Origin of the sequence: Bradyrhizobium sp. S3.2.6 (genome assembly GCF_040546885.1) — a bacterium.
GTDB lineage: Bacteria > Pseudomonadota > Alphaproteobacteria > Rhizobiales > Xanthobacteraceae > Bradyrhizobium > Bradyrhizobium cytisi.
The window spans coordinates 552,006-569,608 of the sequence record NZ_JBEPOS010000002.1; the positions used below are offsets into that span (position 1 = coordinate 552,006).

13 protein-coding genes are annotated in these 17,603 nt (G+C 64.7%); 4 read left to right on the forward strand and 9 right to left on the reverse strand.

What is annotated here, in order from left to right; all coding sequences use genetic code 11:
* Positions 1-8: 8 nt before the first annotated feature.
* The 8 genes from ABID58_RS06870 to ABID58_RS06905 form a co-directional block, all read right to left on the reverse strand.
* On the reverse strand, positions 9-2,909 hold the full coding sequence (locus tag ABID58_RS06870; RefSeq protein ID WP_354032041.1) for a flotillin family protein: 2,901 nt from the start codon (positions 2,907-2,909) through the stop codon (positions 9-11).
* A gap of 26 nt (positions 2,910-2,935) precedes the next feature.
* Positions 2,936-3,769, reverse strand: a complete 834-nt coding sequence (locus ABID58_RS06875; protein WP_148755464.1) for a phosphoenolpyruvate hydrolase family protein — start codon at positions 3,767-3,769, stop codon at positions 2,936-2,938.
* Positions 3,770-3,772: 3 nt separating this feature from the next.
* Positions 3,773-5,989: an ABC transporter permease gene (locus ABID58_RS06880; RefSeq protein ID WP_354032042.1), complete on the reverse strand. Its 2,217-nt coding sequence runs from the start codon at positions 5,987-5,989 to the stop codon at positions 3,773-3,775.
* A complete protein-coding gene (locus tag ABID58_RS06885; RefSeq protein WP_354032043.1) occupies positions 5,982-6,764 on the reverse strand; it encodes an ABC transporter ATP-binding protein in 783 nt (260 codons plus the stop codon). Before ABID58_RS06885 ends, ABID58_RS06880 begins: the two co-directional genes overlap by 8 nt.
* Positions 6,757-7,845 (reverse strand): branched-chain amino acid ABC transporter permease, encoded by a 1,089-nt coding sequence (locus tag ABID58_RS06890; protein WP_148755461.1) that lies wholly within the window; start codon positions 7,843-7,845, stop codon positions 6,757-6,759. Before ABID58_RS06890 ends, ABID58_RS06885 begins: the two co-directional genes overlap by 8 nt.
* A 1-nt stretch (position 7,846) precedes the next feature.
* On the reverse strand, positions 7,847-8,857 hold the full coding sequence (locus ABID58_RS06895) for a branched-chain amino acid ABC transporter permease (protein ID WP_354032044.1): 1,011 nt from the start codon (positions 8,855-8,857) through the stop codon (positions 7,847-7,849).
* Positions 8,858-9,058: 201 nt separating this feature from the next.
* Positions 9,059-9,886 carry an AraC family transcriptional regulator gene (locus tag ABID58_RS06900; RefSeq protein WP_148755459.1) on the reverse strand — a complete coding sequence of 276 codons (828 nt, stop codon included), beginning with the start codon at positions 9,884-9,886 and terminating at the stop codon, positions 9,059-9,061.
* Between the two features lie 132 nt (positions 9,887-10,018).
* Positions 10,019-11,269 (reverse strand): ABC transporter substrate-binding protein, encoded by a 1,251-nt coding sequence (locus tag ABID58_RS06905; RefSeq protein WP_200468655.1) that lies wholly within the window; start codon positions 11,267-11,269, stop codon positions 10,019-10,021.
* A gap of 425 nt (positions 11,270-11,694) precedes the next feature.
* Here ABID58_RS06905 and ABID58_RS06910 point away from each other — a divergent pair, with 425 nt between their 5' ends.
* The 3 genes from ABID58_RS06910 (at position 11,695) to ABID58_RS06920 (ending at position 15,469) form a co-directional block, all read left to right on the forward strand.
* Entirely contained in the window at positions 11,695-13,221 is a 1,527-nt protein-coding gene (locus tag ABID58_RS06910; RefSeq protein ID WP_354032045.1) for a sugar ABC transporter ATP-binding protein, read from the forward strand.
* A complete protein-coding gene (locus ABID58_RS06915; RefSeq protein ID WP_354032046.1) occupies positions 13,218-14,210 on the forward strand; it encodes an ABC transporter permease in 993 nt (330 codons plus the stop codon). Before ABID58_RS06910 ends, ABID58_RS06915 begins: the two co-directional genes overlap by 4 nt.
* A 104-nt stretch (positions 14,211-14,314) precedes the next feature.
* The gene (locus tag ABID58_RS06920) at positions 14,315-15,469 is read left to right on the forward strand and encodes a substrate-binding domain-containing protein (RefSeq protein WP_354032047.1); all 1,155 of its coding nucleotides are present in this window, start codon (positions 14,315-14,317) and stop codon (positions 15,467-15,469) included.
* 80 nt (positions 15,470-15,549) lie between these two features.
* Here ABID58_RS06920 and ABID58_RS06925 read toward each other — a convergent pair whose 3' ends face one another.
* The gene (locus ABID58_RS06925; RefSeq protein WP_354032048.1) at positions 15,550-16,344 is read right to left on the reverse strand and encodes a DeoR/GlpR family DNA-binding transcription regulator; all 795 of its coding nucleotides are present in this window, start codon (positions 16,342-16,344) and stop codon (positions 15,550-15,552) included.
* A gap of 230 nt (positions 16,345-16,574) precedes the next feature.
* On the opposite strand from ABID58_RS06925, the gene deoC reads away from it, so the two are divergent.
* On the forward strand, positions 16,575-17,603 hold the full coding sequence (gene deoC / locus ABID58_RS06930; protein WP_502916384.1) for a deoxyribose-phosphate aldolase: 1,029 nt from the start codon (positions 16,575-16,577) through the stop codon (positions 17,601-17,603).

Sequence of the window (17,603 nt, forward strand, 5' to 3'; positions counted from 1 at the left end):
GTCAGACCTCAGCTCTTCTTCCGCGGACCACGCTCGGCCGGCGGTTCGCCGCCCTCAGCTGCAGGCGGAGGGGCTGCGGTCTTGTCGCCGCCACCGCCCTTGCGCGCGGACTCCTTGATGCCCTGCATGTCGCGGGCCTCGCGGATCAGGCCGGGCATTTTTGCGAGGCTGCCACCCTCGACGCCGATGTCCGCCAGCAGCGAATCGATCAGCGGCGCCTGCACGCGGTAGCGCAGCGCCGAGTCGATCACCTCGTCGGTGGCGCTGCGGCCGCCATTGCCGCCATGGCCATTGCCATTGAGCCCGTCGACCTGGAGGATACGGATGCCCTCGATCTTCTCCATCGGCTTGACGCTCTCGCGCACGATGCCCTCGATCCGGTCGAGCAGTTTCCTGCGGAACAGCGAGTAGCGGGCCTGGTCGGTGAGGACGTTCTCGGCCTCGTTGAGCATCCGCTGGGCTTCCGCTTCGACGGTGGCACGGACACGCTCGGCGTCCGCCGCAATCCGGGTCTCCTCGGCCTGCTTCTCGGCAATCATGATTTCGACGGTCTTGCGGCGTTTGGCGATCTCGCTCTCGCGCGCGGTGATGACGCGCTCGGTTGCCTCGGTGGCCCGCATCCGCGCTTCCTCGGCCATCGCCTTGGCAGCGGATTCTTCCAGCGACTTCTGATGGATCGCGATTGCCTTCTCCATCAGGACGGTTTCGACCTCCTTCTCGCGGTTGACTTCGAGCTTGCGCAGCTCGCGCTCGCGACCGACGCGGGCTTCGTCCAGGCCGCGGTCGGAGGAGATGCGCGCGCGCTCGACCTCCTCGCGGGAGGCGATCTCGGCCTCCTGCAACGACTGGACCCGGGCGACCTCGAGCTGCTCGATAGCGCGCCGGCGCTCCAGGCGGGCAGCTTCCAGCGCCTGCTCGCGCGAGACGTCGGTGGTCTCGACCTCCTTGCGGGCGACGATCTCGGCCTGCCGGACCTGGCGGTCGGCATCGATCCGCTCCGATTTCTTGGCGGAGAGGGCGATGACGCGGTCCTCGTCGGCGATCTCGATCGCCTTCTTCTGCTCGATGTTGAGCACCTCGCGCTTCTTGGAGGAGTTTATCCGTTCGGCTTCCAGGGCAAGATCGACCACGATACGCTGGCGCTCGATGGCGTCGCGCCGTTTCAGTTCGGCGGCCTCCAGTACGCCCGTGCGCTCGATTTCCAGCGAGCGTGTGTCGCGCTCGGCCTGGATGCGTTCGGCCGCAACGGCCTTCTCCTGCGCGATGCGGGCCGCCTCGATCGCTTCGCGGGAGGCGATGTCGGCTTCCTCGACGGCGCGATTGCGCGCGATCTCCAGCGAACGCACGCGCTCCTCCTGAGCGATGCGGCTCGCTTCCGTCGTCTCGCGTGCGGAGATGCCGGCAACTTCAAGGGCCTGGTTGCGCTCGATCTCCAGCTGCCTCGTGTTCTGCTCGGCAGCGATGCGCTCGGCGGCGAGCATCCGCTCGCGGGCGATGCGGGCCGCCTCGACCGCGCGCTGTGCCTCGATCTCGGCCTCCTGGATGGTACGGACCTGCTGGATCTCCAGCGCGCGGGTGCGCTCGTCTGACGCGATACGCTCGACATTGACGATCAGCGTCTGGGCGATGCGCGCTTTCTCGGTAGCTTCGCGGGCGGCGATCTCGGCTTCGTCGATGGCGCGGGTGCGCTCGATTTCGCGGCGGCGCGTTTCCTCTTCGTTGGCGATGCGGGCATCGGTGACGACGCGGTCCTGCTGGATCCGGGCCTTCTCGATCGCCTCGCGCGCGGCGATCTCGGCTTCCTCGACGGTCCGCATCCGCTCGATCTCGCGCTGGCGGACCTCGCGTTCCGACGCAATGCGCGTCGTGTCGATCGAGCGCTGGTTGGCGATCCGCGTCTTCTCGATCTCCTCGCGCGCCAGCAGCTCTTTCTCCTCGATGGTGCGGGTGCGCTCGATCTCCTTCTGGCGGGTCTCGCGCTCGGAGGCGATACGGGCCTCGGCAATCGCCTGTTCATTGGCGATCCGCGAGCGCTCGATCGCCTCGCGTGCGGAAATCTGCGCCTGCTCGGCCTCGGTCTCGCGCAGGGCGCGTTCGCGGGCGACTTCCGTGCGCTGGAGCGCGCGGCGCATCTCGATGTCGCGTTCCTGCTCCAGCCGCGCCGTCTCGCTCTCGCGCTCGATTTCGAGTGCCTGTCGCTCGGCCTCCAGATTGCGGGTGCGGATCTTGATCATCGAGTCCTGCTCGATGTCGTTGCGCAGCTTGCGCCTCGCCTCGATGTCCTCCATCAGCTTGGTCAAGCCTTCGGCGTCGAAGCGGTTCGAGGGGTTGAAGAATTCGAGGTCGGTCTGGTCGAGATCGGTGATGGCGACGGATTCGAGCTCGAGCCCGTTCTGGGCGAGCGCCTCGGCCGCATTGGTCTTGACCCGCGCGACGTAGTCGCCGCGACGTTCATGCATCTCTTCGAGGGTCATTTCGGAAGCGACCGAGCGGATCGCGGAAATGAACTTGCCGGCCAGCAGCGCGTGGAGCTGTTCCGGCTCCATGGTGCGGCGACCGAGCGTTGCGGCGGCGATCGAGACGGCTTCGCGAGTGGCCTGGACCCTGACATAGAAATCGGCCTCGATATCGACGCGCATGCGATCGCGCGTGATCACGGCGTCCTGCCGCGAACGCACGATCCCCATCGGCAGCACGTTCATGTTGACCGACGTGTAATCGTGAATGAAGGGCAGCACGAAGGCACCGCCGTTGATCACGACGCGTTCGCCGAGGAAACCGGTCCGGACGAACGACACCTCCTTGGAGGAGCGGTGGTAGAGCCAGTTGACGATGTAGACGCCAACCACGATCACGATGATCGCGACGATCAGCCAGAGAATAAGCTCGCCGACCAGGATCCCTGACATGTTTCCCTCCCTCAATCTTACAGGCGTTATCGCGCGCCGATCGCCTTGAATTTGCGTACCTGCTCCGTCAACGCCCGCTCCACCGGCAGCCGCTCCATCGAGGAGGCACCGTAGAAGCCGTGGCAGTAGCGGGTGTTCTTCATGATGAAATCGGCATCCGCCGGATCCGCGATCGGGCCGCCATGGGCAAGCACGAGAATGTCCGGATTGACGCTGAGCGCGGCGGACGCCCAGGTGTCGATGCGCGCCGGGCAGTCCTTCAGCTTCGGTGCGGTCTGCGCGCCGATGGTGCCGCCGGTGGTGAGCCCGAGATGGCAGACGATGATGTCGGCGCCGGCGATCGCCATCGCGGCGGCTTCCTTCTCGCTGAAGACGTAAGGCGTCGTCAGCAGGTCCTTCTCGCGCGCCTTGGCGATCATGTCGATCTCCAGCGCGTAGGACATGCCGGTCTCTTCGAGATTGGCGCGGAAGACGCCGTCGATCAGGCCTACGGTCGGGAAGTTCTGCACGCCGGCAAAGCCGAGCGCCTTGAGCTGGTCGAGAAACACATCCATGTCGCGGAATGGATCGGTGCCGTTGACGCCGGCGAGCACCGGCGTCTTGCTGACCACGGGCAACACTTCGCCGGCCATCTCCAGCACGATGGCGTTGGCGTCGCCATAGGGCATCAGCCCGGCAAGCGAGCCGCGGCCGGCCATGCGGTAGCGGCCGGAATTGTAGATCACGATGAGATCGACGCCGCCGGCCTCCTCGCATTTGGCCGACAGGCCGGTGCCGGCGCCGCCGCCGACGATCGGCTCGCCGCGTTTCGCCATCTCGTGAAACCGTCTCAACAATGGTGCGCGTTCAAACCGGGCCATCGGTCACCTCGCTAGTCTCCGGCGTGCCCCGGCGCGGCCGAACAATGTTCGGAACGCAGCTGTGATGGTCGAGGCGAACTCGGGATCGTTGATGTTCTGCTTGACGCGGATCAGCTGGCGGTTGCCCGTCGAACGCACCGTGCGCTCCAGCGTGCGGAACAGGGCGGCGTCGGCCTCGCCATCCCAGAACGGCTGGCCGCGGGCATCGAGCGCGGAGACGCCCCCCTCGGGCAGGAAGAAACGCACCGGCCCATCCATCTGGTTGAGCCGCTCGCCGATCCAGCGGCCCATGCGTTCGTTCTCCTCCACCGTCGTCCGCATTAGCGTTACCTGCGGATTGTGGACGTGGAATTTGCGGCCGCGATAGCGTTCGGGGATGGTGTCGGGCGCGCCGAAATTGACCATGTCGAGCGCGCCGACCGAGCCGATATAGGGCAGGCGGGTGCGGATGATCGCGCCGAAGCGATCCTCGGTCGCCGGAAATACGCCGCCCATCAGGAGGTCGCAGATTTCGGTGGTGGTGAGGTCGATCACGCCGGCGAGCTGGCCGGAGTCGACCAGCTTCTCCATCGAGCGGCCGCCGACGCCGGTGGCGTGGAAGACGAGGCATTCGAAATCCTCGCGCAGATCGGCCGCGATCTTCTGTACCGCCGGCGTCGTGACGCCGAACATGGTGATACCGACCGACGGCAGCGCGGCGCTGGCAGCCCGTTCCCTGTTCTCGCGCTGGTCGAGCCGCGCCTTGACCATGCCGGCGATGGCGTTGGCGCCGTTCGACAGCACCGCGCGCGAGATCGAGTTGAGGCCCTGCACGTCGGTGACCGAATGCATCATGGTGATGTCGGCGGGCCCCACATAAGGCCCGACGTCGCCGGAGGCGACCGAGGAGATGATCAGCTTCGGCACGCCGACGGGGAGGGTGCGCATGCCGGGTGCGACGAGAGATGCCGCACCCGAGCCGCCGGCCGAGATCACGCCGGCAACATTGCCCTGCCGCTTGATCCAATTGGCGAACGCGTCAGCCATCGCGGTGACTGCAGCACCGCGATCCGGGCCGAACACGGCCGAGCCGCCGCGACCGTGGTTCAGCGCGATCTCCTGGGCGGAGACATCGCAGGTTGCGTGCTTGCCGCTGGTGGAGACGTCGACCAGCCGCGTACGCAGGCCGCCTTCCACGATGATCTCGCGGATGAAGCGAAGTTCCGTGCCCTTGGTGTCGAGCGTGCCGACGACCAATACGACCGGAGGGCCGGAGGTCTGCGCCGTCACCGGCTCACGCTTGCGCCGCGCGGTCTCGTCGAGGCGGGGATCCTGCGTCGAGAGCGTGCGTGCGGCGGCCTCGATGCGCCCGATCGGGACCGGCTGCGACCACCGTGTCGGCGGCGTCGGATTGGAGATGTAGATCCGGATCGGTCCGCTGGCGCGCGTCGGTTGCGGGAGCGGCTTCGTTTCACTGCTGGCAGCCGGCACATCGATTTCGGGTTCGAGCTCGGCGTGCAGTCCGACGCCGAGCAGGCGCCGCTGCAGCTCGCGGTCGGCGGACAGCCGGCCAGAGTCGATGATGCGGTTGATGCGGCCGTTGACCATGATCGCGACATTGCGCGAGATCGCAGTCGCAACCCCAATGTTCTGCTCGATCACAAGCACGGACATGTCGCCGTCCTCGCCGAGCTGCTGCAGCATTTCCTCGACCTGGGCGACGATGACGGGCGCGAGCCCCTCGGTCGGCTCGTCCATGATCAGCAGCTGCGGATTTGTCAGCAGCGCGCGCGAGATTGCGAGCATCTGCTGCTCGCCACCGGAGAGCTGGCCGCCGCCATGATCCCGGCGTTCGGCGAGCCGCGGAAAGGTCTCGTAGATGCGTTCGACGGTCCAGGCACCGGACCGCATGCCGCCGGCGAGCCGCAGATGCTCGTCGACGCTGAGCGAGCGCCAGAGCCGCCGGCCCTGCGGCACATAGCCGACGCCGAGCCGCGCGATATGCGCGGGTGGCCGCCGTGTGATGTCCTCGCCGCGGATTCGGATCGAGCCGCCGCTCACCTGCACCAGGCCCATGATCGCCTTGCACAGCGTGGTCTTGCCCATGCCGTTGCGGCCGACCACGGAAAAAACGCCGGCATCGAGCGAGAGGTCGACACCCTGCAGCGCGTGCGAATGGCCGTAATAGACGTCGAGGCCGCGGACCTCGAGCGCTGCGGGGGAGCGGCGGACCTCATTCATGGCCGCCTCCGAGATAAAGTTCCTGCACCTCGGGGTCGGACTGGATCTCCTCGGGCACGCCTTCCTTGAAGATGCGGCCGTTGTGCATCATCGTCACGCTCTCGACGACGCGTAGCGCCACGTCCATGTCGTGCTCGATGATGATGTAGCCGATATGCGCCGGCAGCGAGGTCAGGATCTCGACCAATTCGGCCCGCTCGGTCGGTGAGAGGCCGGCGGCGGGCTCATCGAACAGCACGAACCGCGGGGCGCCCGCCAGCGCCAGCGCGATTTCGAGCTGGCGCTGCTGGCCGTGTGCGAGCTCGGCGACGCGCTGATCCTTCACCGCGGCGAGGTGCACGGCTTGCACCAGACTGTCAGCGGCGTGCATCAGCGCATCGGTCTGGCCCGGACGCAGGAACGAGAAGCGCCCGCGCGAGACGCCACGGCAGGCGAGATAGACGTTGTCCTGGACGGTGAGGCCGGGGAACAGCGCGGAGATCTGATAGGTCCGCCTCAGCCCGCGGCGGATGCGCTCATAGGGCGGGAAGTGCGTGACGTCCTCACCGAAGAAGCGGATCGTGCCCGATGTCGGCAGGAAGTCGCCGGTGATGCAGTTGAACAGTGTGGTCTTGCCGGCGCCGTTGGAGCCGAGCACGGCGCGCCGCTCGCCGGGGCGCACGGTGATGGTGACGTCGGTCAGCGCCGCCAGCGCGCCGAACAGCCGGGTGACGCCGCGCAGCTCGAGTGCTGCACCGGCACCGACCGCGGAGAGACGCCGGGCGACGCTATCCATGGCCGCGCCCTCCGCCCGGGTGATCTGACTGCGGACGTTGGCTCTGGCGCCAGCGTTGCCACAGGCCGATCACGCCGTCTGACGACCAGAACACGATGGCGAGGAAGCCGAGGCCAATCAACAGCCGGAACCGGTTGCCGTCGAGCCCGATCCTGACCAGGAAATCGAGCGCAAACGTGCGCAGGAGGACGAAGACCAGTGCGCCGATATAGGGACCGATCGGCCGGGTAATGCCGCCGACGACGGCGATGATGAGAATGTCGATGCAGGCGCCGACGCTGACCGAGCCGGGCGAGATCTGGCGGTAGTTCCAGACCTGGAGCACGCCGGCAAGGCCTGCGATGAAGGACGCTACCGCATAGGCCGCGACGCGGTGCGCATTGACGTTGAAGCCGAGCGCGGCCATGCGGCGCGGATTGTCGCGCACGCCCTGCAGCGCCAGGCCGAACGGTGCGCGCGAGATGTAGTCGACGGCGAAGTAGCAGATCGCGGCGACCGCGAGCACGACATAGTAGAAGGGAATATCCCGGCGCCAGTCGACGCCCCAGAAATGCGGCGTCGAGACATTGTTGATGCCGGTGTGGCCGTTGAAGATCGCCCAGTTCTGGTTGGTGAAGTAATAGAAAGCAGCGCCGATCGCGAGCGTGATCATGATGGTGTAGATGCCCTCGGTCCGCACCGCGAGGGCGCCGCCGAGCGTGCCGAAGATGGTCGCGAGCGTCAGCGCCATCGGCACCGCCAGCCACCACGGCCAGCCCAGGCTGATATTGGCATTGCCGCTGACGCCGAACACCGCGACCATGTAGGCGCAAAAGCCGGCGATGGTGAGCTGCATCAGGCTGACCATGCCGCCATAACCGGCCAGGAACATCAGGCTGAGCGCGATGGTGCCGAGGATCAGCGTCGTCGCAAAAATTTCGATCAGGAAGAAGCCGTTGGCGATCAGTGGCATGATCAGGAGGATGGCCGCCACGATCCAGACCGCGGGATTGTTGGCGTCGGGCCAGCTTCGCGCGGCCGGCCGCTGTGCCGCGGCGGCGGGGTTGTGGATCTGGACGCGAGCGTCGTGGGTGACGGACATGTCAGCGCCTCGCGAGCAGGCCCTGCGGCCGAAGCGCCAGCACCAGCACCATGATCAGGAACGTCACGACGATGGCGTAGGTCGGGATGTAGACCGAGCCGAGTTGCTCGGCGAGGCCGATGATCAGCGCGCCGAGCGCGGCACCCGGGATCGAGCCCATGCCGCCGACGATCACGACCACGAGGGACGCGAGCAGGAAACGGATGTCCTCACCGGGGGAGAGTGACTGGAAGGTGCCGCCCACGACGCCCGCGATGCCGGCAAGCCCGGCGCCGAGCGCGAAGACGAGCACGAAGACGATCTGGATGCGCACGCCGGTTGCGGCGAGGATGTCACGATCGTCGACGCCGGCGCGAATGATCATGCCGATCCGGGTGCGGTTGAGCGCGAGCCACATCGCGACGCCGATGATCACGGATGCCAGGAAGATCACAAGCCGCACCAGCGGATAGCGCAGGTAGACCGGTTCGCCCGAGGATTTCACTGCGGTGATCAGCGGCAGCTCAATCGGACCGATCAGCCAGTTCGGTGTCTGGACTTGATAGAAGTCGCCACCGCAGGCCCACAGCATGAGATCGGCGAACACGATCGAAAGCCCGATCGTCACCATGGTCTGGCGCAGATCCTGGCCCTCCATGCGGCGGAACACAAGGAGCTGAAGCAGGACGCCGACCAGCGCCGTCAGGATGAAGGCAACGATGAACGAAAGAATCCAGGAGCCGGTCGAGGCACTGATGGCGTAACCGACATAGCCGCCGAACAGATAGAGCGAGCCATGGGCGAGGTTGACGTTGCGCATCAGGCCGAAGATCAGCGTGAAGCCGCTGGCGACGAGGAAATAGAGACCGCCGAGCGTGATGCCGTTGAAGAGCGCGTTGAGGAACACCCGTTTGCGGCCGATCGCCTCTTCAAGTCCCGGTGGCCATACCGCGAAGATCAGCCACAGCGCCACTGCGACAGCGATGATGATAATCAGCGCCCATGCAGGATGGCGCTCGACAAAGCGGGTCATGATCGCCGCTCCGTCGTCACGTCCCTCCAGCCCTCTGCTTTCAAGCGAGGCGAGGTCGCACGCAGACCGTTGGCGGCCGCAAGCCCTGCCATGAACGTACGCTCCCTATCGACCGCGATCCTCTTGTCGGGATCGCGTTCTGCATATCCTAGTGGGACGCACGGGAGCGCGTTTGATCGTGAGTATCTTTTCGCGTGCTCGTCAGCCGCGCAAAACCTTGGCCGCGCGGCGATAATCGGTCGGCGCCATTCCGACATTGGCGGCGAAGAAACGGGTGAAGCCGCTCTGCGAGGAGAAGCCGAGATCGAAGCCGATATCGGCGATCGGCGCTTCGCTCGCCACCAGCGCCTCCAGCGCCTGCTCCATCATCAGCGTGTTGAGATAGAGGTGAGGGGTAACGCCGGTCTGGGTGCGGAACAGGCGGTAGAAATGGGGGCGCGACAGGCCGGATTCGCGCGCGATGGTGTCGAGCTCGATCTCGGCGCCGGGGCTCTCCGACATCATCTTGATGCATTTGCGCACGCGAAAATCGGTGACGGAGCCGCTCGCGCGTGGATCCCGCGTGAGCTCGGCCTGCTGCCAGCTTTCGTCGTAGCAGATGTCGATCAGGCTTCTCAGCTCGCCATCGAGGCTATTCAGCGAGGGTGCGCCGCACACAAGGGCGGCTGCGTGCCTGATATGCTTGTCCAGCGCAACCGACCGCGTGAGCTGGGTGCGGCCAAACCGCAGGCGGTCGGCGCCCGGCGCGTCGGGCGCGAACCACTCTGCATTGACATAGAGCACGAAGAACACGGCGCCGCCGTCGAGATCGGACGGCAGGAAATTATGCGGCTCCCATGGATTGACTGCGACCACGGAACCTTCGGTGAGCTCGTAGCGTCCATCGTTGACATCGATGCATGCGGGACGCCCCCCGACATGGAAGATCAAATGACCTTCGCGATGTGCGTGGATGTTGAAAGGGCGGTTCAACTGATAGACCGTCGCCCGGCCAAAGCGGCCGTGGAAGACGGCGAGCGCCCGGCTCATGCCTTCTCTCCCAGAAGCTCTCGTCTTTTTTTTGATAGCGTTCAACAACCAAGGAGAGAATGCAAGGGCGCACGTATCGCGCACTTTGCAAATCTCTCCCCGGTCAGTCATGGCGTTGCTGATAAGACTACGTCAGTACTTCTTACATTCCGGTACCGTACGGCTTGGCAAACCGATCTTGGCGAACACGGCGGGGTCGTAGCCCAGCGTCTGGTTCACGTTCGGGATCACCTTCACGACCTTCGAGAACAGCGCGCCCTTGCCGTCGTCGACGACTTCGGTGACGAAGTTGGTGCCGATCGCCTGGCGGTTGGCGTCGAGCTTGATCTTGCCGTTGGGCGCATCGAGCTCGATCTTGGCCAGTGCAGCCTTGTACTTGGATTGGTTGTCGCTGAGATCGCCATTGACCTGACGCAGCGCCAGGATCAGCGCCATAGTCGATCCGTAATAGTTGGTGGCGAGCAGCGACGGGCTCGGGAAGCGCTTGTTTGGCGGGAAGGCGTCCTGATAGTCCTTCACGAACTTCTGCCAACCCGGATCTTCCCAGGTGTCGGCCTGGCCGCTCGCGGCCAGCGTGCCGACCAGCGCGTTCTTGGCATTGCCCTTGGACGACAGGATGGTCTGATCGATCATGATCGACCCGCCCATTAGATGCGCCTTGCCGCCGGCCTGCTGGTACTGGTTGAGGAAGTTGACGGCGTCGGCGCCGCCGAGGCCGAGATAGATCGCATCGACGTCGTCGGGCAGGGCGGCGATGACCGAGGCAAAGTCCTTGGTGCCGAGCGGCACCCATTGCCGGTTGGTGACCTGTCCGCCGGCGCCGCAGAACTCCAGCACGAGGCCGAACACCTGGGTATAGATGAAGGAATAGTCCTCACCGACGGTCGCGATCTTGCGATACTTCTTCTCGTCATAGGCGTATTTGCCGAGGCCCACCTGCCACTGCGCGCCGTCCATATTGTAGCGGAAGAAGTTCGGGGCCGGATCGACATAGGTCGTTTCCTGGGCCCCGGAGGCCGCGTTGATGAAGGTCAGCTCGGGATGGGTCTTTGCAAAATTCTTGACCGCGATGCCCTCGTCGCCTGACAGCGGCGACAGCAGGATCTGCACCTTGTCCTGCTCGATCAGCTTTCGCACCGCACGGACCGCAGAGTCCGGCGTTGCGTCAGTCGAGGCGATGACGAATTCGAGCTCCTTGTCGCCAACCTTCTTGCCGAGCACGTTGAGCGCGGTCTGGAAGCCGCGGATGCCGTCCTCGCCGAGCACGGTATAGGTGCCTTCGAGCGTCGCAGTGACGCCGACCTTGATCTTCTCCTGCGCGAAGGCGGTGCCCGACAACAACAGGCTGCTCAACGCGATCAGTCCTAGACTGCCTTTCAACATTGCTCTCCTCCCTGGGGCGTTCTTGTCGTTGTTTTTCACTCGTTGTTTTTCACCGCATCCTCGCGCGTCCGCCGCGCGGTGCGACGTTTTGCAAGGCCAACGGTTCTTGAGGTGGAGGCTAACCGAACTCGGATGCGGCGCACGCGTCGGAGCCATGCGCGGCTTAACGGGCAGTCTCATTTTGAATGGTGCGTCGCAAATCGTTCCTCACCGCCCGAAGCCCGATCGGGGCGGCAGTCATTCAGTCGGCTTCAATACGCGATCTGCCATTGACAGGCCGCCCGAGGTGATAGAATTATAACAAGATAAGTTGTAAAAATAACAATATGTCACCATCGTACCAGCATCTCGCAGGGCGACGGGAGGAAGGTTTGGAATTGTCCGGTTCGGGTACGGCAGAGCCAGGGACGTCGACCTCGCTTTTGATGGTCAGTGCCATCAACAAGCGTTTTGGCGGCGTGCGAGCGCTGCGCGACGTCAACCTCGAGGTTCGCTCCGGCGAAGTGCACGCGCTGCTGGGCGAGAACGGTGCGGGAAAATCCACGCTGATCAAGATCCTCAGCGGTGTTCATGCCCTCGACAGCGGCACGATCGAGATCGCCGGCAGGCCGGTGGAATTCGACAGCCCGGCGAAGTCGCGCGAGGCGGGGATCGCCGTCGTCTATCAGGACCTCAGCCTCGTCGAATCCTTGAGCGTCGCGGACAATCTGTTGCTCGGCCGTGAGCCGCGTGCGCGTTTCGGCTTCGTGCGGCAGCGCGCGCTGATGGCCAGGGCCGAGGCGTTCCTGAACGAGCTCGGCATTCCCCTGGATACGAGAGCGACTGTCGGCTCGCTGCCTTTCGCCTATCGCCAGATGACGGAGATCGCCAAGGCCCTGATGGGCGAGGTTCGGCTTCTGATCCTCGATGAGCCGACCTCTTCGCTGACATCGGATGAGGTCCGGATCCTGTTCGATGCGATCGGGAAGGCAACGCGTCGTGGAGTTGGCGTGATCTATGTGACCCATCGGCTCAATGAGGTCTTCGAGATCTCGCAGCGCGTGACGGTGCTCCGCGATGGCGCTAACGCCGGCACGTTCGTCACCACCGAGACCGACATGAAGCGGCTGGTGAACGCGATCGTCGGAGCCGATCGATCGGCGCCCACGGGCCCGCGCACCGAACCCGCCGCGAAGCGTGAATTGGATCCGTTGCCGGTCTTGTCGCTGTCGGATGTGTCCAACGACCGGCTTCGCGCTGTCGATCTGTCCGTGCTGAAGGGCGAGATCCACGGCCTCGCCGGGCTGATCGGCAGCGGACGCACGGAGATTCTGGAGACAGTGTTCGGCCTCCGGCCGCTCGAGAGCGGCGCAATCGAGATCGAGGGCAGGCGATGGCTACCGGGAGGACCTGCCGATGCGATCGAGCAGGGCATCGCGCTGGTGCCGGAAGACCGGCACGTGCAGGGTCTGGTCCTGGACCATTCGATCGAACGAAATGTCACTTTGCCGCGGATTCCCCATTTCTCGCGCTGGGGCTGGATGCAGCAACGCGCCGCTGCCAGGCGGGCCGAAACCGCGGTCGCCAGGCTTTCGGTGAAAGCGCCGGGCGTGTTCAGCCTGGTCAGGACACTCTCCGGCGGCAACCAGCAAAAGGTCGTGTTCGGAAAATGGAATGATCCGCGGCCGCGCGTGCTGCTCCTGGACGAACCGACGGTCGGCGTCGACGTGGGCGCACGCGAGGAGATCTATGCCGTGATCCGGAATGCCGTCCGCGACGGCAGCGGGGTCCTGGTCGTCTCGTCCGATCTCGTCGAGTTGATCGAGCTCTGCGACCGCATCTCCGTGATCGTCAACGGGCGCGTGGCTCGTACGCTTTCGCGCGGCGAGATCGATGATGCCGAAGAGCTGCATCATCTCCTCCAGATCTACCAGGCCTCCGGGCCAGGCCACTTGCAAGAGCTTCCCGCATGACAGAACTGACTGCTCCCAACGTGGTCGCCTCGTCGACCCGATCCGATCGCCGCCGCAAGATTCTCCAGAATCTGCTGCGCGGCGAGCGGCCATATATGCTGTACATCGCCTTCGTGATCCTGCTGGTCGTGTTCAGCCTGTCCTCGCCCTGGTTCCTCTCGGTCGACAATTTCCTGAACATCGGGCGCCAGACCACGCTGGTGTCGATCATCGCGGTCGGCATGACCTTCATTATCATCGCGCGTCAGATCGATCTGTCGGTTGCCTCGACGTTGGCGCTATCAGGCATGGCGGCCGCACTCGCGATGAGCCAGATCGACAACAGCTGGATCGTGGGCGCCGTGGCCGGGCTCGGCACCGGTGCGCTGGTCGGGCTGCTCAATGGCATCCTGACCACGCAGCTATCGATCCCGTCGTTCCTGGTGACGCTGGGCTCGCTGAGCATGGCGCGGGGACTGGCGATGATGGTGACCAACACCAAGCCGGTGATCATCACCAACGAGACCTATTTCGCGATCTTTGGGGAAGGCACGTTCCTCGGCATGCCGGTTCCGATCGCCTGGACGTTGGCGGCGATGATCATCGGCATCCTGCTGCTGCACTACAATGTGTTCGGCCGGCGCATCTATGCCGTTGGCGGCAATCCGACCGCGGCGCTCTATTCCGGCATCAACACCAAACGGATCACGACTGCGGCCTTTGTCCTGACCGGCACGCTGGCCGGACTAGCGGCGCTGGTGCTGTCGGCGCGTTCACATGCCGCGCGGCCAGATGTCGTGCAGGGCATGGAGCTCGACGTCATCGCCGCAGTGATCCTCGGTGGCTGCAGCCTGTTCGGCGGGCGCGGCTACATCCTGGGAACGCTGTTCGGCAGCTTGATCATTGGCACGCTCAACAACGGCCTTGTTCTGCTCGGCGTGAGCTCGCCGATGCAGCTCGTGATCAAGGGCGCGATCATCGTGGCCGCCGTTGCTTTCACGAAACGCTAGTCGAAGTCAGGCGCGGCGCATGAGCCACAAGTTCATCGCGCTGCGTGGGTAGGGGCAAGGTCGCTGGCCCTCCGGTGAATCGGCGACCAAAAATGGAGGAAACAATGAAACCAATCTTGCGACAGACCTTGCCTTTGACTGTGTTGATGGCCGCTGCTGCGGTCGTCTCGATCGTCCCCTCGGCCCGCGCCGAAGTGCCCGCGACCTGCGTCAAGGGCGTCGATCTCGCTACGCTCGGGCCGAAATCGATCGTCGGCCAGGGCCCCCACGGCGAGAAGGCGGCTTCCCCCGAGATGCTCGCGCTGTCGGAGGCCGACGCCGCCAAGGTCAAGGAGAAGCACTTCAAGGTCGGCATCTCCATGCAGACGGTCAACCTCGACTGGTCGCAGCTCCAGATCCAGGGCATCACCGATACGCTGAAGAAGTACGGCGTGACGGTGACGGGTGTCGCATCCGCCGAATATCAGGTGGACAAGCAGATCGCTGATATCGAGAACACCATACAGCAGCATCCTGACGGCATCATTTCGATCCCGGTCGATTTCACCGCGACCGCGCCGACCTACAAGAAGATCGCCAAAGCCGGCATCAAGCTCGTGCTGATGGACAGCATCCCGACCGGCCTGAAGCATCCCGAGGAATATGCGACGATGGTCTCGGCCGATAGCCAGGGCAACGGCCAGATCGCGGCACAGATCCTGGCGTCCTGCGTGGCGCAGGGCGGCACCATCGGTCTCGTCAATTTCGGCGTCGATTATTTCAGCACCAACGAGCGCACCAAGGGCGTGCGGGAGTGGATGAAAGCAAACCGGCCCGACATCAAGATGAAGCAGGTCGATTTCACCGATCCGCCGAAGGTCTCGCAGATCGCCGGCGACTTCCTGACCGGCAATCCCGACGTCAAAGGACTGTACGCGGTGTGGGATCAACCGGCGCTCGACACGTTGAGCTCGATGCGGGCCCAGGGCATCGACATTCCCATGACGACGGTCGACCTCGGCCTGCAATCGGCCATCGAGATCGCCAAGGGCGGGCCGCTGAAGGCGACCGGCTCGCAGCGTCCCTACGACCAGGGTGTCGCCGAGGCGATGGCGATGATGAACGCGCTGCTGGGTAAGGAAACGCCTGGCTGGATCGGTGTGCAGTCGCTGCCGGTGACGCAGTCGAATGTGCTGGAGTCCTACAAGATCGTGTTCAAGAAAGATCCGCCGGCCGAGCTGGCGGATGCCTGCAACAAGGCGAAGCCTGCCTGCAACTGAGCCTGTCATACAATGCGTGGTCCCGCGGGACCGCGCATTGTTCGGCGGACCTCATCCTGGCGAACCAGCTCACGCCCGGATCAGGCTGCGCTGGTGACGTATTCGACCGGATGGCTGCGGAAGTGCTTGCGCGTGTCTGCCGGCACGGAGCCGCCGACGATGATCCGCGAGAACGAGCTGACGTCGGAGAAGAACGCGGGCTTGAGGCTGCCGAGCTTGCTGGCGTCGACCACGAGGATGCTCTCCATCGCGGTCGCGATGACGGCCTGCTTGATGGCGACTTCGTGGAAATTCGAGCAGCTGGCGCCGCGGGTCCAGTGCAGGCCGCCGGCCGAGACGAAAGCCTTGTTGACCCCGAGCCGCCGCAGATAGGACAGGCCGTCATCTGACGAGAACGACTGCGACGACGGATGGTAGAGCCCGCCCATCAACATCACCTGCGTCGCCGCACGGTGGGTGACGATCGAGGCGACGTTCAGCGAATAGCAGATCACCGAAAGAGGCATGTCCTCGGGCAGGCAATCCGCGAGCGACTGCATCGTGGTGCCGCAGTCGATGAAGATGGTATCACCTTCCTTGATCGAGGCGGCTGCGGATCGGCAGGCGAGGAGCTTGTCCTGCGTATGCTGGTCGATTTCCTGCTCGAATGTGTACTTGATCCCGGTCGGCGACGCCGCGTTGACGACGTAACCGCCGAGCAGGGCGAGCACCGCCTCGGGCCCGGCTAGGTCGCGCCTGACCGTCATCTCCGACACCTTCAGCAGTCCTGCGGCGTCCTTCAGATGCAGTGCGCCGCTCGTCTCGACGGCGCGGCGCAGCCGCTGCAGCCGCTGGACGCGGGTCTCGCTGGGGCGTGCGGTCGGCGTTTCAGTCATTTTCGTCACCGAGCTTGCTTATCCGGTTGACAATGATCTTACAATGATGTGAGTTTAGCAACGTCAATTTGTTACAATAATAACATCTGGCCCGAAGGGTGTTGCCGCTGTCCGCGATGGCAGGCAGCAGAAGCTCCAGCGGGCAAGGGATGGGAGGATCGCATGTCGCAATCGGCACATTCAGTCTATCTGCCGTTTCAGCCGATTCGCTAGCATCGCGCGGCGTACCGATGGCGCAGGGCGTCTTGATATCAAATCCAACCGCAGTGCCGGCGCAGCCCCATGCGCGGGATCACAATCGTCCGCATCCGATCGCGCGCAACAGCGGCCGCGCCCTCGAGATGGACTGGGTCGATGAGATCAGGATCAATCTGTCCGCCGCCGAGCGCCGCGTTGCCAGCCTGCCGGGCCGACGCACCGTCAAGAAGGACGCGCAGGCGGCATGGTTGCTCAAGGCGATCACCTGCATCGACCTGACGACGCTCAACGGCGACGATACGACTGAGCGGGTGAAGCGCCTCTGCGCCAAGGCGAGGGCGCCGATACGAAGCGACCTTCTCGAGGCACTCGGCTTTGCCGGGCGCGGGCTGCACACGGGCGCGATCTGCGTCTATCACCGCTTCGTCGCAACCGCGGTCGAAGCGCTCGAGGGGTATGACATTCCGGTTGCTGCGGTCTCGACCGGATTCCCTGCTGGCCTCGTGCCCCATGATCTGAAGCTCAAGGAGATCGAGGCGTCCGTCAGGGACGGTGCGCAGGAGATCGACATCGTCATCACGCGTGAGCATGTGCTGACCGGAGACTGGCGGGCTCTTTACGCCGAGGTCCGGGATTTCCGCGCCGCCTGCGGCGATGCGCATCTGAAGACGATCCTGGCAACGGGCGATCTCAAAACGCTGCGCAACGTCGCCAAGGCGTCGATGGTCTGCATGATGGCGGGCGCCGACTTCATCAAGACCTCCACCGGCAAGGAGGGCGTCAATGCCACGCTGCCGGTGACACTCGCGATGCTGCGCATGATCAGGGTCTATGAGGAGCGCACCGGCTTCAAGATCGGCTTCAAGCCGGCCGGCGGAATCTCGACGGCGAAGGACGTGCTCAACTACCAGTTCCTGATGAAGGAGGAGTTGGGACGCGATTGGCTCGAGCCGGATCTGTTCCGCGTCGGCGCCTCGAGCCTGCTCGCCGACATCGAGCGTCAGCTTGAGCATCACGTCACCGGCCGCTACTCGGCCTTCAACCGTCATCCCGTGGGCTGA